General features: G+C 54.3%; 13 protein-coding genes. 3 read left to right on the forward strand and 10 right to left on the reverse strand.

Going from position 1 to position 16,301, the window contains the following annotated elements:
- Positions 1 to 82 precede the first annotated feature (82 nt).
- The 8 genes from ruvX to metK all read right to left on the reverse strand — a co-directional run bounded on the left by ruvX (position 83) and on the right by metK (position 7,423).
- Complete coding sequence (gene ruvX, locus K6L24_RS03805) at positions 83 to 505, reverse strand: Holliday junction resolvase RuvX (RefSeq protein ID WP_174522416.1); 423 nt, start codon at positions 503 to 505, stop codon at positions 83 to 85.
- Positions 505 to 1,068 carry a YqgE/AlgH family protein gene (locus tag K6L24_RS03810; RefSeq protein ID WP_062744320.1) on the reverse strand — a complete coding sequence of 188 codons (564 nt, stop codon included), beginning with the start codon at positions 1,066 to 1,068 and terminating at the stop codon, positions 505 to 507. Before K6L24_RS03810 ends, ruvX begins: the two co-directional genes overlap by 1 nt.
- Positions 1,069 to 1,158: 90 nt before the next feature.
- On the reverse strand, positions 1,159 to 2,103 hold the full coding sequence (gshB, locus tag K6L24_RS03815; protein ID WP_062744319.1) for a glutathione synthase: 945 nt from the start codon (positions 2,101 to 2,103) through the stop codon (positions 1,159 to 1,161).
- Positions 2,104 to 2,169: 66 nt separating this feature from the next.
- Positions 2,170 to 2,901 carry a 16S rRNA (uracil(1498)-N(3))-methyltransferase gene (rsmE, locus tag K6L24_RS03820; RefSeq protein WP_062744318.1) on the reverse strand — a complete coding sequence of 244 codons (732 nt, stop codon included), beginning with the start codon at positions 2,899 to 2,901 and terminating at the stop codon, positions 2,170 to 2,172.
- 53 nt (positions 2,902 to 2,954) lie between these two features.
- Positions 2,955 to 3,668, reverse strand: a complete 714-nt coding sequence (gene endA / locus K6L24_RS03825; protein WP_062744317.1) for a deoxyribonuclease I — start codon at positions 3,666 to 3,668, stop codon at positions 2,955 to 2,957.
- Positions 3,669 to 3,789: 121 nt separating this feature from the next.
- Positions 3,790 to 4,302 (reverse strand): SprT family zinc-dependent metalloprotease, encoded by a 513-nt coding sequence (locus tag K6L24_RS03830; protein ID WP_137269036.1) that lies wholly within the window; start codon positions 4,300 to 4,302, stop codon positions 3,790 to 3,792.
- A gap of 190 nt (positions 4,303 to 4,492) precedes the next feature.
- Entirely contained in the window at positions 4,493 to 5,890 is a 1,398-nt protein-coding gene (locus K6L24_RS03835) for a sugar porter family MFS transporter (RefSeq protein ID WP_062744315.1), read from the reverse strand.
- A gap of 378 nt (positions 5,891 to 6,268) precedes the next feature.
- On the reverse strand, positions 6,269 to 7,423 hold the full coding sequence (gene metK / locus K6L24_RS03840; protein WP_062744314.1) for a methionine adenosyltransferase: 1,155 nt from the start codon (positions 7,421 to 7,423) through the stop codon (positions 6,269 to 6,271).
- 807 nt (positions 7,424 to 8,230) lie between these two features.
- Here metK and speA point away from each other — a divergent pair.
- Positions 8,231 to 10,207, forward strand: a complete 1,977-nt coding sequence (gene speA, locus K6L24_RS03845; RefSeq protein ID WP_072277432.1) for a biosynthetic arginine decarboxylase — start codon at positions 8,231 to 8,233, stop codon at positions 10,205 to 10,207.
- 100 nt (positions 10,208 to 10,307) lie between these two features.
- On the forward strand, positions 10,308 to 11,228 hold the full coding sequence (gene speB, locus K6L24_RS03850) for an agmatinase (RefSeq protein ID WP_062744312.1): 921 nt from the start codon (positions 10,308 to 10,310) through the stop codon (positions 11,226 to 11,228).
- 46 nt (positions 11,229 to 11,274) lie between these two features.
- On the opposite strand, the gene loiP is transcribed toward speB, so the two are convergent.
- Positions 11,275 to 12,027: a metalloprotease LoiP gene (gene loiP / locus K6L24_RS03855; protein ID WP_062744311.1), complete on the reverse strand. Its 753-nt coding sequence runs from the start codon at positions 12,025 to 12,027 to the stop codon at positions 11,275 to 11,277.
- 289 nt (positions 12,028 to 12,316) lie between these two features.
- Here loiP and tkt point away from each other — a divergent pair, with 289 nt between their 5' ends.
- A complete protein-coding gene (tkt, locus tag K6L24_RS03860; RefSeq protein WP_118663247.1) occupies positions 12,317 to 14,308 on the forward strand; it encodes a transketolase in 1,992 nt (663 codons plus the stop codon).
- 81 nt (positions 14,309 to 14,389) lie between these two features.
- On the opposite strand, the gene K6L24_RS03865 is transcribed toward tkt, so the two are convergent.
- On the reverse strand, positions 14,390 to 16,252 hold the full coding sequence (locus tag K6L24_RS03865; protein WP_222681964.1) for a sulfatase family protein: 1,863 nt from the start codon (positions 16,250 to 16,252) through the stop codon (positions 14,390 to 14,392).
- Positions 16,253 to 16,301 lie beyond the last annotated feature (49 nt).

Genomic DNA, 16,301 nt, shown 5'->3' on the forward strand with positions numbered 1-16,301 from the left:
AGGTCAGCCATGACCGTCACAGCCTGAGGGGTGTCCTTTTGCAGTCACCTGTGTCGGGCGAGGATTGCGATCCGTAGCCTGCTTACGTGTAATGGTTCTCGAACCAGCTTTCCAGAATAATCACTGCAGAGAGCGAGTCGACGCTGCCTTTGCTCAGGGCGCGAAAACCGCCGCGCTCAAACAGTTCGGCCCGGGCTTCGACGGTGCTCAGGCGTTCATCGTGCAGTTCTATCTGCACGCCAAAACGTCCGTGCAGGCGGTTGGCGAATTTGCGGGCGCGCACCGTTAATGGTTGCTCGGTGCCATCCATATTTAACGGCAGTCCCACCACCACGCGGTCGGGCTGCCACTCTTTCAGCAGTGCTTCAATTCTGTTCCAGTCCGGCACACCATCGTTGGCCTTCAGTGCCGTCAGAGGGCGTGCGGTGCCGGTCAGCTGCTGGCCGATGGCCACGCCGATGCTTTTCGTCCCGAAATCGAAGGACAACATAGTCATACTGCTCATCAGGCGTGTCCTGCTTCACTGGCTATATTATGGATATCCACGCCCATGCTTTTCGCCGCTTCACGCCAGCGCTCTGCAATCGGGGTATGGAACAGAATATTGCTATTAGCAGAGGTCGTCAGCCAGGCATTTTCCAGCAGTTCATTTTCCAGTTGGTCTTTTTCCCAGGCACAGTAGCCCAGCGCCACCAGTACGTTATCCGGCTGCTCCGGCGTTCCCAGCGTTTCCAGCACGTCACGGGAGGTGGTGATCACCGTGTTGTCAGACACGCGAATACTGGAGGTGAATGTTTTCTGCGCGGAATGCAGTATAAAACCGCGATCTTCTGCCAGCGGCCCACCGGTAAAGACAGGTTTATCCAGCCTGACGTCGGGTTCGCGTGGCGTGGGTGAAATTTTTAGCTTGGTCAGAATGCCGTCAACCGTCAGATTTTCCATCGGCTTATTCACTATCAGACCCATCGCACCATCACTATTATGTTCACAGATATAGACCACTGAACGTTTGAACAGCGGATCCTGAAGCGTTGGCATGGCAATCAAAAAATGATGCTGTAAATTCATACTTAATGTTCTGTAGTCTGGTTAACGCCCGGACGGATAGTCGCGGGCGTTAATGGGTGAGCAGCGGGCAGTCCGGCCCCGCCGCAACAATCAGGCCAGGCGTTTTTCGATCGCATCCATCAGCATACCAGTGACAGAAATCGGGAATGCGGCTTCGATCTCACGAACGCAGGTTGGACTGGTCACATTAATTTCAGTCAGCTTGTCACCGATAATATCCAGTCCGACAAAGATCAGCCCTTTCTCTTTCAGAATTGGGCCGACACGGCGGGCAATTTCCCAGTCGCTTTCGGTCAGTGGACGGGCTTCACCACGGCCACCGGCGGCAAGGTTACCACGGGTTTCACCTGATTTAGGAATACGCGCCAGGCAGTAAGGCACTGGCTCACCGTCCACGACCAGCACGCGCTTATCTCCGTCTTTAATCGCCGGCAGGTAATTCTGCGCCATGCAGTAGAAGCTGCCGTGCTCGGTCAGGGTTTCAATAATGACTGACAGATTCGGGTCTTCCTGTTTAATACGGAAGATTGACGCGCCGCCCATGCCGTCCAGCGGCTTGAGGATGATGTCACCATGCTCCTGCCAGAATTCACGGATCTGGCTGGCATTGCGGGTGACCAGGGTATCCGGGGTCAGTTCTGCGAACCAGGCGGTGAACAGCTTTTCGTTACAGTCACGCAGACTCTGCGGCTTATTAACGATCAGCGTGCCTTTTTCTTCCGCACGCTCAAGGATATAAGTGGCGTAGATAAACTCGGTATCGAAAGGGGGATCTTTACGCATCAGCACCACGTTCAGGTCACTGAGGGCAATATCCTGCTCGCTACCAAATTCGAACCATTTGTCATAGTTCTGTTCAACGCTTAACTGGCGGGTACGTGCCCGGCCCTCGCCGCCGCGCAGATAGAGATCGTTCATCTCCATGTAATGAATTTCATAACCGCGGCGCTGTGCTTCCAGCAGCATAGCAAAGCTGCTGTCTTTTTTAATATTGATAGACGTAATGGGATCCATCACGATGCCAAGCTTAATCATTGTGTCTCCAAATTGAGCTTTCCCATGACAGAGAAGGCTCAAGCTATGCGGAATAATACCTAAAAGTTAGCCCAGGTCGCCAAAACGTACCTGGAGGGCGGTTATTGCCGTCAGTGCTGTTGTTTCAGTCCGCAGAACGCGCGGCCCAAGCAAAATGTCGGTGAATCCAAACTGTGCTGTCATGCTGATTTCATCGGCCGTCAGTCCCCCTTCGGGACCAATCAGCAGCCTGACCCGTTCAACCGGCAGCGGCAGTGTGTTGATACTGTGTTCAGCCCGGGGATGAAGATTCAATCTTAACCCGCGATCCTCTTCGGCACACCAGGCGTCAAGTGCCATTGCCGGACGAATATCCGGAACGACATTACGTCCGCACTGTTCGCAGGCGGCAATGGCGATTTTTTGCCACTGCTGCATTTTTTTTAACAGACGTTCTGTATCCAGCTTTACGCCACAGCGTTCAGAAAACAAGGGGGTAACGACATTTACCCCCAGTTCAACGGCTTTCTGGATAGTGAATTCCATCTTTTCGCCGCGTGACATCACCTGGCCAAGGTGCAGATGAAGCGGAGACTCGCGGCTGTCGGCGCGGCTTGCGGTGATTTTCACGCGCACATTTTTTTTATCGGCCTGAATTATCTCGGCGGCAAAAGTCAGATTTGTGCCATCGAACAACTCCAGGGCCTGGCCTGGCACCATGCGCAGCACGCGACCAACATGATTGGCGGCGTCTTCGCAGAGGGCCGTCTCGCTGCCTGTCTCTAACGGTTCAGGGTGAAAAATGCGGGGTATACGCATGGTGATCCTGTCAAAAGTAGTGCACGAATGCTGTGCAGTGTAGGTCAGTGATTTTACTGCTGGCAAGCCTGCTGTACATAGGGGTTATGATTCCCCTGTACGCGTGCAATACGCCGATCGCGTTCGCACTCCCACGGTGTGACCGGATACTGCTTACTCCACACGTTCATCAGTTGGGTCTGCTGTCTGGACATTTGCAGCTGGTACTGGTCACGCATATAAAACCAGGTGCGGGCAATGGCCCCACGGGCACGTACCGGCGGCTCAGCCAGTTTGCTTTTGAAATCGACTTTCATCGCGCACTGGCCATACTGCGGCTCGCCGCCATTCCACTGGCTGTACATAAAGTTTCCCCGGTCGCCGTTCACTTCCCCGATGGACGGCTGCAGATTGTGCAGATCGGTTTCCATGCGGCGGTAGCCATCGTCTTTCGCACAATTCTTACGGCCGCCATTTTGCCAGCACTGACGCTGATGGCCGAAACTCCAGGCCGGAACCACATGCTCCCACTCTATACGGCTGGCGCGATTGGCATTCTTACGCACCTGATAACCGCACGAGGCAAGGTCAGGCACCCCTTTTTTCCCCTGCCAGTGAATTTTGCAGCCGCAGTAGAACGTGCCGGGCGCGCCACTGTTGATCTGCGCGGCATAGGCTTTCGCCTGACTGAAGCTGTTTTGATGATAGTTATCCAGGCTGAGGGCATGGCTGAAAAAGGCGGGTAACAGCAGAGCAAAGGCCACAGTGGCCAAAATTTTGCGAGACATATTCCAGTAAATCTGTAATCCATGAAAGAGGCGGGGAGAGTAACAGATATGAAAGATATTACGAATATGTCACGGCAATACCCGTCTTAAATTGCCGGTTTTTCAATCACATCAGCTTCTTTTAGGATTTCTGGAAGTCTCCCGACTTCAGGAGATCGCCACAGTGCAGGCAGCGGTACTCGCTTTCGCCACGCACCACGCGGTTATGACGCCTGACGGTCAGTTGGTGCTGCTGACAGCGACAGAAATAGGGGAAGGCCCGGCTGCGCACCGATTCTATCTCGAACTGATGGGTGCGGCGTGCCGGAACGCCCAGCACGCTTTCCATCATCCACTTCCACTCTTTGCCGTGCGGGGCGACGCGGCCAAAATGTTTCCATACCAGCAGATGAGCCAGTTCGTGCGGGACGACTTCATCCACAAATGCCTGCTGATTTTCCAGCAGTAATACCGGATTCAGGCGGATTTCCCAGCGCTGAAGCCAGGCAGTGCCAGCCGCTGTGCCACGCTGTTGATAAACCAGGGAGGGTTCAGGATAGTCACGTTCCAGGCGCAGGTTGGCCTGCTGCAATTTTTCGCGCAGCTGACGCATAACGGCCTGTTGCAGGGCGATAGGGAGTCTGAGGGATTTCATGCCGCAAAGAATACGGGCCGATAAAGAGCAATTCAAGAGGGTGTGACATCACTGTGGCTGCCTTTACATTGCGTTTGTGGGGGCATCGGGCTGTCGAGGACGTGTGGCAGAGGAGGGCGGCGAAGCAGGATGAGGGCACTTTCAGAAGAACGTCGGTACGGGGAGCCCCGTACCGACGAGCGGTCAGAATTTAGTTACGCTGACCGATGTTACGCAGTTTTTTACCCGCTAACAGATTACGTTCGATGTGTTCCAGCGAAACGTTTTTGGTTTCCGGGATCAGCCACAGCGTCAGCACGATGAAGAACAGGTTCAGTGCGCCGTACACCCAGAAGGTATTGGCATTGCCCAGATTGTTCAGCATGGTCAGGAAGGTTGCCCCGACAATCATATTCGCGATCCAGTTGGTGGCCGTAGAAACGGTAATGCCGAAATCACGGCCTTTCAACGGCTGGATCTCTGAACACAGTACCCAGATCAGCGGGCCGGCGCTCATGGCGAAGCCAACGATAAACATCAGCAGCATCGCCACCGCGAAGTATTGCGCGCTCTGAGAATGAATACCCATATGCAGCATGGTACCCAGAATGCCCATACCGGCAGCCATCACAATAAAGCCTAAGATCAGCGTAGGTTTGCGGCCCCAGCGATCCACCAGGCCGATAGCGATAAAGGTTGCCAGCACGTTAATCAGACCAACAATCACCGTGCCCCACATTTGCTGGGTGGTATTGGTGAACCCGGCAATCTCAAAGATTTTTGGCGCGTAGTACATGATGACGTTCATACCGGTGAACTGCTGCATCACCTGTAACAATACGCCCAGATAGACGGCACGACGGAAGTTGCTGTTGTCTTTAAACAGCGACCAACCGGACTGTTTGATCTTCAGACTTTCACGAATCTCATCCAGTTCACGTTTTGCCTGTTCACTGGTATCACGCAGACGATCCAGCACGCGCTGTGCGCTGCGGAAGTCGCCTTTCGCTGCCAGCCAGCGCGGGCTGTTCGGCAGGAAGAAGACCCCGACCAGCAGCAGCAGGGCAGGGATGGTGATCACGCCCAGCATCCAGCGCCATTCACCGGTATAGCTGAAGGCTGTATCTGACAGGTAAGCCCCGAGAATACCAATGGTAATCATCAGCTGATACAGCGAGATCATGCTGCCACGGATTTTCTCCGGAGCAATCTCGGACAGATAAAGTGGGGCAGTATAAGAGGCTACCCCGACCGCCAGACCCAGCAGTACGCGGGCAACGATCAGCATTTCTGGGTTAGGGGCAAAGGCCGACCACAGTGAACCGATGACGAACAGGACAGCACCGATCATCAGGCTCTTTTTACGCCCGAGATAGGATGACATCCAGCCGCTGCCGACGGCACCAATGGCGGCACCAAACATCATTGAGCTGACAATCCACTCCTGCTGATGCGGTGTCACGTTAAAGTCTTTGGCGATAAACGGCAGTGCACCCGCGATGACGCCGATGTCCAGACCAAACAGCAGGCCCGCCAGTGCTGCGAGGAAACAGACGAACAGGGTCATAGCCTTGTTCGATGTCCGGCTCCGTTTTTTATTTTCAGGCATAGTTGCCTCCATTAAGTAGTCCCACTTGTTGTTGTTATAGATGTTAGGTAAGCCTGGCGCAGCAGACTGTGCTTCAGATCACATTGGTGTAATCGCTTACACTTCTGAAATCGCTGAAAAACACTTTTTATCATGCTGTAACGCTTTGTAACCAGTAACTCATAGCAGTTTATAGCTTTAACTATTTTCCCCCTGAACCACTATCAGACAACGCTGAAAATAGCGCATTTTCAGAATAAGCATAAGATTAGAGTTGATGTAATGATATGAAATATTTAGGTTTATTAAGTGTAATCGTTATCATTTTAAGGCCGTGGCCACTTTGTTATACGCGTAAAAAAGGGCACCCGAAGGTGCCCTGATGCAACCGGCTTAAACTTACTTCAGGCCGGCAGCGTCACGCAGCAGTGCCGCTTTGTCGGTTTTTTCCCACGGGAAATGTTCGCGACCAAAGTGACCGTAAGCGGCGGTTTCACGGTAGATCGGGTGCAGCAGATCCAGCATCTGGATCAGACCGTAAGGGCGCAGGTCAAAGAACTCGCGCACCAGCAGCGTCAGCTGTTCGGTAGAGATTTTTTCCGTACCGAAGGTTTCCACCATGATAGAGGTCGGTTCAGCCACACCGATGGCGTAGGAGACCTGAATTTCACAGCGATCTGCCAGACCAGCAGCCACGATGTTTTTCGCTACATAGCGTGCCGCATAGGCTGCTGAACGGTCGACTTTTGACGGATCTTTACCTGAGAACGCCCCGCCGCCGTGACGGGCCATGCCGCCGTAGGTATCGACGATAATTTTACGTCCGGTCAGGCCGCAGTCGCCCATCGGGCCGCCGATAACAAAACGACCGGTCGGGTTGATGTGATATTTGGTGCTGGCGTTGATCCACTCTGTCGGCAGAACCGGCTTGATGATCTCTTCCATCACTGCTTCCTGCAGATCTTTCTGCGAGATATCTTCCGAATGCTGAGTCGACAGCACCACCGCGTCAATACCGACGATTTTACCGTCGTCGTACTGGAAGGTGATCTGGCTTTTCGCATCCGGGCGCAGCCATGGCAGGCTGCCACTTTTGCGCACTTCAGCCTGACGCTGTACCAGACGGTGTGCGTAAGTGATTGGCGCAGGCATCAGCACGTCGGTTTCATTGGTGGCATAGCCAAACATCAGGCCCTGGTCGCCTGCACCCTGTTCCAGCGGATCGGTGCGGTCAACGCCCTGATTGATGTCAGGTGACTGTTTGCCAATGGCGCTCAGTACGGCACAGGAGTTGGCATCAAAGCCCATATCGGAATGAACATAGCCGATATCACGCACGGTCTGGCGAGTGATCTCTTCGATATCAACCCACGCGCTGGTGGTGATTTCACCGCCGACCAGCACCATACCGGTCTTCACATAGGTTTCACAGGCCACACGCGCTTTCGGATCCTGCTCGAGGATGGCATCGAGCACAGCATCAGAAATCTGGTCGGCGATTTTATCAGGATGTCCTTCTGATACGGACTCGGATGTAAAAAGGTGTTTAGCCATTTTATTCTTTACCTTGACTCTAACGGGTTAATAATCGACTGCATAGCGCGAAGACTGGAAACCAGCCCGGAGGCAAAGCCATGAACAGTAATAAAGGACGCTTGGAAGTTAACCAGTATAGATGGATTAACATCTGGACGTCTATTTTAGGTTACTCAATAAGCGTATTGCCAGCGTTTTTTGCTGACTAATGTTTTAAGTAATGTAAAAAGTGGCAAGATATCCTGACAGACTACGCATTTAGCACATTTAGATTTTGCATTTTACCCTTCAGAGCTGTATAAAACGCCGTTGCCCGTTGCCCGTTGCCCGTTGCCCGTTGTCGTTGTCATTGGGCGCAGCAAATGCCCGTCAGCCACGAACCCTTTCGTGCTGGCCTTCACCCTCAGTCTCAGGTTTTCCATACGCCACAGTGGTGTGTGTGGAGGTGATAGCAGTAATGAACCACGATGTCGTTTCATCCGGTCAATTACGCCATTCGGGCGTGTTCAGTTCCCCTTCATTTATCACGACTCCTTACCCTCTGAGCCGAAGTTATCTCTGCGCTGGTCATAATCCCGACACCCGCGGCAGTTAAGCTTTCTATACTCATAGCGGTGCTCTCAGATTATCCTGAGAGTGTTCCTTATTAGTTCTCTGACCCGTTACCCGGAGTCCGCGACGTGTCTTACAATGTTATACTTAACAATCCGCGCTTAATGGCCTTGCTAACTTCAGGGCTGAAATTACCGGCGGGGAATGGGTTATTGCTGCAGGGGACGCCTGTAGCGGATTGCTGTTTTGCATCATTACAACTTGAGGTTCGCGATGTCTGACGACATGAAGACAATTAAGGGTTCGTCAGCAGGCGAACAGGGTGTACTACGCTCCATGCAGGAGGTCGCAATGAGCGATCAGGATGCCAGCAAAATGCTGCGTACCTACAACATCGCCTGGTGGGGTAATAACTACTATGACGTCAACGAGCTGGGGCACATCAGTGTCTGCCCCGATCCGGATGTGCCGGAAGCGCGCGTTGATCTCGCCAAACTGGTTAAAGAACGTGAGGCCGAAGGCCAGCGTCTGCCAGCCCTGTTCTGCTTCCCACAGATTTTACAGCACCGCCTGCGCTCGATTAACGCCGCCTTTAAACGCGCGCGTGAGTCCTATGGCTATCGCGGTGACTACTTCCTGGTCTACCCGATTAAGGTTAACCAGCACAAGCGTGTGATCGAGTCCCTGATTAACTCCGGTGAACCGCTGGGCCTGGAGGCGGGCTCTAAAGCCGAGCTGATGGCCGTACTGGCTCACGCAGGTATGACCCGCTCGGTGATCGTCTGTAACGGCTATAAAGATCGTGAATATATCCGTCTCGCGCTGATTGGCGAGAAGATGGGCCATAAGGTCTATCTGGTGCTGGAAAAAATGACCGAAGTGAAGCTGGTACTGGAAGAAGCGGAGCGCCTGAATGTGGTGCCGCGTCTGGGTATCCGCGCGCGTCTGGCCTCTCAGGGCTCCGGCAAATGGCAGTCGAGCGGTGGCGAAAAATCGAAGTTTGGTCTGTCAGCCACTCAGGTGCTGAAGCTGGTAGAAATCATGCGTGAAGCGGGCCGGATGGAAAGCCTGCAACTGCTGCATTTCCACCTTGGTTCACAGATGGCTAACATTCGCGATATCGCCACCGGCGTACGCGAATCGGCGCGGTTCTATGTTGAACTGGCGAAGCTGGGCGTAAATATCCAGTGCTTCGACGTGGGCGGCGGGCTTGGTGTTGATTATGAAGGCACGCGCTCGCAGAGCGACTGCTCGGTCAACTATGGACTTAACGAGTACGCCAACAACGTCATCTGGGCCATTGGCGACGCGTGTGACGAGCACGACCTGCCGCACCCGACGGTGATTACTGAGTCGGGCCGCGCCGTTACCGCGCACCATACTGTTCTGGTGTCCAACATTATTGGTGTGGAGCGCAACGAGTTCAGCGAGCCTCAGCCGCCGCTGGAAGACTCCCCGCGCCCGATTGTCAGCATGTGGGATACCTGGCAGGAGATGCACGAACCCAGTAACCGTCGTTCGCTGCGCGAATGGCTGCATGACAGCCAGATGGATTTGTTCGATATCCACACCGGCTATTCGCAGGGGACTTACGATCTGACCCAGCGTGCCTGGGCCGAGCAGCTGTATCTCAGCATCTGCCACTATATTCAGCAGCATCTTGACCCGAGCAATCGTGCACACCGCCCGATTATCGACGAACTGCAGGAGCGCATGGCGGATAAAATTTACGTCAACTTCTCGCTGTTCCAGTCGATGCCGGATGCGTGGGGTATCGATCAGCTGTTCCCGGTGATGCCGCTGGAAGGCCTGAATCAGGTGCCTGAGCGCCGGGCGGTACTGCTGGATATAACCTGTGATTCTGACGGGACTATCGACCACTATATTGACGGTGATGGCATTGCCACCACCATGCCGATGCCTGAATACGATATCGATAACCCGCCGATGCTCGGCTTCTTTATGGTGGGGGCGTACCAGGAGATCCTGGGTAACATGCATAACCTGTTCGGCGACACCGAAGCGGTTGACGTGTTTGCCTTCCCTGACGGCAGCGTGGAAGTCCAGCTTTCTGATGAAGGCGATACCGTCGCCGATATGCTGGAGTACGTGCAGCTGAATCCGGCAGAGTTGCTGACCCACTTCCGTAACCAGATCAAACAGAGCGATCTGGATGAAGAGCTGCGCGCGCAGTTCCTGGAAGAGTTTGAAGCGGGCCTTTACGGGTACACGTACTTAGAAGACGAGTAAAACCGGAGCGATAACCTTCGGCTTTGTTTCTGAACCAGCAAATCCCTTCCTCGTCGGGTTAACGACGCGGTGGGGATTTTTTTTAACTATAGGAGTTGCTATGAATAACACCCTGGGTAATCAGTACGATAACTCGCTGGTGTCTAACGCCTTCGGTTTTATGCGTTTCCCGGTCAATTTCCAGCCTTACGACAGCGATGCCGAGTGGGTGATCACCGGGATCCCGTTTGACGCCGCGACCTCCGGCCGTCCTGGCAGCCGTCTTGGCCCGGGCGCTATCCGTCAGATTTCCACTAACCTGGCGTGGGAAGGTTGCCGCTGGCCGTGGGAGTTCAACCTGCGTGAACGCCTGAACGTGATTGACTGCGGTGATTTGGTTTACGCTTTTGGTGACTCTCAGGATCTGAGCGATAAATTACAGGCGCACGCCGAGAAATTGCTGGCCAGCGGCAAGCGTATGCTTACGTTCGGCGGTGATCACTACATCACGCTGCCGCTGCTGCGCGCCCATGCAAAAACTTTTGGTAAAATGGCGCTGGTTCACTTCGATGCGCATACCGATACCTATTCAAATGGCCCGACCTTCGATCATGGCACCATGTTCTTTACGGCGCCAAAAGAGGGGCTGATCTCGCCTGAGCACTCGGTGCAGATCGGTATCCGTACCGAGTTTGATAAGTCGCTGGGCTTCAACGTGCTGGATGCCGCGCAGGTCAATGACCGCAGCGTGGAGGATATCCTCGCCCAGGTGAAGCAGATTGTGGGTGACCTGCCTGTCTACCTGACCTTTGATATTGACTGTCTGGATCCCGCTCATGCGCCAGGAACCGGTACGCCGGTGATCGGTGGGCTGACCAGCGACAAAGCCAGCAAGCTGGTACGTGGCCTGCAGGGCATGAACATTGTCGGAATGGATTTAGTCGAAGTGGCCCCGGGCTACGACCAGTCTGATATTACCGCGCTGGCGGCTGCCAGCCTGGCGCTGGACATGTTGCATGTTCAGGCAGCCAATAAAGGATAATTGAATCGTCTGGGCCGACCCTTTTACCGGCCGGCCCGTGCAGACGTTATTTACCTGCTGCAATACGCTGTTTGATATGATCAGCACGCGCCTGGGAAGCCGGGTGCGAGTCGAACATGCTGCTTTCGTGCGTCCCTTCAAGCTTGGCTAATTTCTCAAAGCTGGTGACCAGGCCCTGTGGATTGATGTTGCGTTTTTTCAACAGATCGAAGGAGTAGTCATCTGCCTGGGACTCCTGGCTCTGTGAGAACTGAGCATTGACCAGCTTCTCACCCAGATCACCCAGCTGTGACTGTGACAGCGAAGCGGCAACGCCACCGGCTGACGCAGCCGCAGTTCGGATAGCCGTGGTAGAGTAAGCCAGCTGCATCGCCTTACGTGAGTGGCCCAGCGCAACGTGGCCCATTTCATGGCCCAGTACGCCTTCTACTTCATTATCGGTCATCAGATCCATCAGGCCGCTGTAAACGCGGATGCAGCCGTTCGCCATCGCCCAGGCGTTGACATCTTTGGTCAGGTAAACTTTATAGTTTGCCGGGGTGCCGTTGATATTGTCGCCCAGGGCTGCTGAGATTTTGTTCAGACGTTTCGCGTAGGTGCTGCTGGCAGGCGCGATTTGTGCTTCGCTGTCCATCTGCTGACAGGATTTATCACTTAACTCTTTTACCTGCGCATCGCTCAGTGTGGCGGCCTGAAAGGCCTGCGTACCGGACTTCATCAGCGTGTTTGCATCAAAATTCTGACAGCCCGTCAGCGTAGTCGCCAGTGCCAGCGCGGCGAAAGAAATACGTGTCTTCATTCCAGTTCATCCATTTAGGTAATAAATTGTTTAAAATCATAAAGTTGAAAAAACACGCCGGACAAAAAAGTACGGACGTGGAGAGAGTTATAGCGCGTGTTAACGTGGTTGCATAGTCATCGTCATCTCAAACTGCAACTTATGTGACTCTTTTTACATCCTGCGCCATGTACATGTTACCCGTATTTCATGTACATTGATGGTCGACTTTCCTTCGGCTTTGCCTGATAACTCATTCATTACAATAGGTTAAGGACGGCGAAGCGTTAAATCCGACCTGGAGTAGAAAATGTCTTCTCGTAAAGAGCTTGCCAACGCCATTCGCGCATTAAGTATGGATGCGGTGCAAAAAGCCAAATCCGGCCACCCGGGCGCCCCGATGGGGATGGCTGATATCGCCGAAGTGCTGTGGCGCGACTTCCTGAACCACAACCCTGAAAACCCACTGTGGGCCGATCGTGACCGCTTCGTGCTGTCTAACGGTCACGGCTCAATGCTGATCTACAGCCTGCTGCACCTCAGCGGTTACGACCTGCCAATCAATGAACTGGCTAACTTCCGTCAACTGCATTCCAAAACCCCAGGTCACCCGGAATACGGCTACACCGCAGGCGTGGAAACCACCACCGGCCCACTGGGCCAGGGTATTGCTAATGCCGTAGGCTTTGCGATTGCGGAACGCACGCTGGCCGCGCAGTTCAACCGTCCAGGCCACGATGTGGTTGACCATAACACCTACGTGTTTATGGGCGACGGCTGCATGATGGAAGGTATCTCCCACGAAGTCTGCTCGCTGGCCGGGACGCTGAAACTGGGCAAACTGGTTGCGTTTTATGATGACAACGGTATCTCTATCGACGGCCACATTGAAGGCTGGTTCACCGACGATACGGCGAAACGTTTTGAGTCTTACGGCTGGCATGTTGTACGCGGCGTGGACGGTCATGATGCAGACGCGATTAAAAAAGCCGTGGAAGAAGCCAAAGCAGTGAGCGATAAGCCTTCCCTGCTGATGTGCAAAACCGTAATCGGTTTCGGTTCACCGAACAAAGCCGGTACGCACGATTCACACGGTGCTCCGCTGGGTGATGACGAAATCGCCCTGACCCGTAAACAGCTGGGCTGGAACCACGCGCCGTTTGAAATCCCTTCAGACATTTATGCACAGTGGGATGCGAAAGAAGCTGGCCGTGCAAAAGAAGCAGCATGGAACGAGAAGTTTGCCGCTTACGCCAAAGCGTTCCCTGAGCTGGCGGAAGAGTTCTCCCGCCGCGTGAAGAACGCATTGCCGGCCAACTGGGAAGCTGAGTCGCAGAAGTTCATCGAACAACTGCAGGCTAACCCGTCTAAAATTGCCAGCCGTAAAGCGTCGCAGAATGCCATCGAAGCCTTCGGTAAATTGCTGCCAGAATACCTGGGCGGTTCCGCCGACCTGGCACCAAGCAACCTGACGATGTGGTCCGGTTCTAAGCCGATCAACGAAGATGCGGCGGGTAATTATATTCACTATGGCGTGCGCGAATTCGGTATGACCGCCATCGCGAACGGTATCACTCTGCACGGTGGTTTCCTGCCGTACACAGCGACCTTCCTGATGTTCGTGGAATATGCCCGTAATGCGGTGCGTATGGCTGCGCTGATGAAGATCCGCCAGGTGATGGTGTATACCCATGACTCCATCGGTCTGGGCGAAGACGGTCCGACTCACCAGCCGGTCGAGCAGATGGCCAGCCTGCGCGTGACGCCAAACATGAGCCTGTGGCGTCCGTGTGACCAGGTGGAATCAGCCATTGCGTGGAAATACGCCATTGAACGCCAGGACGGCCCGACAGCCCTGATCCTTTCCCGTCAAAATCTGGCGCAGCAGGATCGTACGGCAGAACAGCTGGCGAACGTCGCTCGCGGTGCATACGTGCTGAAAGATTGCGCAGGTACGCCTGAAGTGATCCTGATCGCCACCGGTTCAGAAGTTGAACTGGCCGTAGGCGCCTATGACCAGCTGACGGCTGAAGGCCGCAAGGTGCGCGTGGTGTCTATGCCGTCTACCGATGCGTTCGACAAGCAGGATGCGGCCTACCGTGAAGCAGTACTGCCGAAAGCGGTCAGCGCGCGCGTGGCGATTGAAGCCGGTATTGCTGATTACTGGTATAAATACGTGGGCCTGAACGGCGCTATCGTTGGCATGACCAGCTTTGGTGAGTCTGCGCCGGCGGAGAAGCTGTTTGATCTGTTTGGATTCACGGTAGAAAACGTGGTAGCGAAAGCGAAAGGCCTGCTGTAACCGGTGGCTATCGCTCTTCGGAGCCCTGAATAACTGAAAAGGCATCGCACGGCGATGCCTTTTTTTATGGCGGAAGAAAGCTCAGTCCCGCACGATGTTAGCCAGTTGTGCTGCATCCAGATCCCAGCCTGCTGTACCTTCCTGAGGCAGGAAATGGCCGTCATCCGTGCCAATTTCCTGTTGATAACGCGTATTCAGCTTCTGATTCAGTGCCATAATCAGCGCCCGGGAAGTTTGCGGATCGCGGGCGAGGTTGTTGTTTTCCTGCGGATCGTTTTCCAGGTCATACAATTCCAGATCGTTCAGCGCCAGTAACTGCTCCCAGGTTTGCGGCACATTGTGCTGTCGCAAAGAGAAGTAGCGGGCAAATTTGTAACGCCCGTCGAATATCATCCGGATACCTGTTCGCCGTCTGTAATCAGGGGAGAGCGCATTCATCGCGAGATGCTTTTCATCCGGGGTCATGGCCTTATCATCGCGCAGGCGGAATATTTTACGCAGATATTCCCGGTCGATATACAGCATCATGTCGTAGCAGTAGAGGGTTGCATCGCGTATCTGATGCAGCCCCGCCTGCTCTGGCTGCCGGATCAGCGGGCTGAAATCGACACCCTTGCGATCGTGCAGCAGTGATGTCCGCTGTGCCAGTGGCCGCCCGGTCAGCCCCAGCAAAGTGGGCACCAGATCCAGGTGGCTGGTCAGCGCCTGACAGCGCTTGCCGCCCGGATAGTCAGGATGGCTGATGATCATCGGAACGTGCACCTGCTGGTTATAGACACAAGTGCCTTTACCATGCATCTGATGGTAACCCTGCATTTCCCCGTGGTCGGAGGTAAACACGACAATGGTTTTCTCCCGCAGGCCCAGCGCATCCAGTTCGTCCAGCAGGCGAACCAGATGGCTGTCATGATCGCGAATGCAGTTAAAATAGTAGTCACGCAGTTTCTTCCAACGACGATCCTCATCAGGAAACTGTCCGACCAGTATGGCTCTGGCCTGCTGATAGTCCCACTGCGCGGCGGGCCTGCCCGGCTGATCAAAGGGCTGATGGCGGCTTTCGGGCAGGGGGCTTTTATCCCAGCGGGCCGCATACAGCACGTTTTCCGGCGGCTGGGACGGGCTCATTGGCTGGTTTTCATTCAGCGCCTGGTGCCACTGCACTTTTTCCCCCGGGGCATCGGTATCAATGAACATGACATCATGAGGATTAACCAGATTGACGGCCAGCAACCACGGCTGCTGCGCGTCCGCCATGTTACGGCCCTTGCCGCGCAGCCAGCTGATGACCTGCGCTGTCGTTAGGCTGTCATAGACATACCCCCCTTTATGCAGGCCTATCAGGTCACCGATTCCGGAATAATCTTCAAAGCCATATTTCTGCATCTGTTGATGCAAGGGCGCATGATCAATATCGTCGATGTTGCCGGAAGGAACGTTCTTCAGCGAGTGTTCCATCAAGGTGGAGAGGTGCCACTTCCCTTTATAGGCGGCGTAATAACCTAACGATTTTATCAGTGTTGCAAGGGTCCCCAGCTGCGGGTCGAGGCTCCAGGGCATCCATGGCATGCCGGCGTTATCAAACATACGCGTCTGCGGCATATGCAGGCCGGTGTACATCACTGAGCGCGATGAGGTACAGACGCAGCTGTTGATATAATGTCGGGTAAATGTGGTGCCAGTGTTCATCAGGCGCTCCCGGCCCGGTACAGGGAAAGGGTAGTGGTCGAAGTAGCGTTCCTGATCGGAAGTGACAAACAGAATATTGTAGCCCTCGGGAAGCTGCAAAGGTGCCCGGGGGGGAGGGGACGTCGGGTGTGGAAGGGGGGCGTTCGTTGTGTCTGCGGCCAGCGCTGAGGGAAGCAACTGACTGCTGGCGAGAACCCCGGCACCTTTCAGCAGGGTGCGGCGTGAAATGCCGGATTTATCTGGTTTGTGTACGGCCACGGGTGGCTCCTTTCTCTGATGTGTTAATCAATCGTTAAAAACAGAAAGT

Source organism: Erwinia persicina, assembly GCF_019844095.1.
Lineage (GTDB): Bacteria > Pseudomonadota > Gammaproteobacteria > Enterobacterales > Enterobacteriaceae > Erwinia > Erwinia persicina.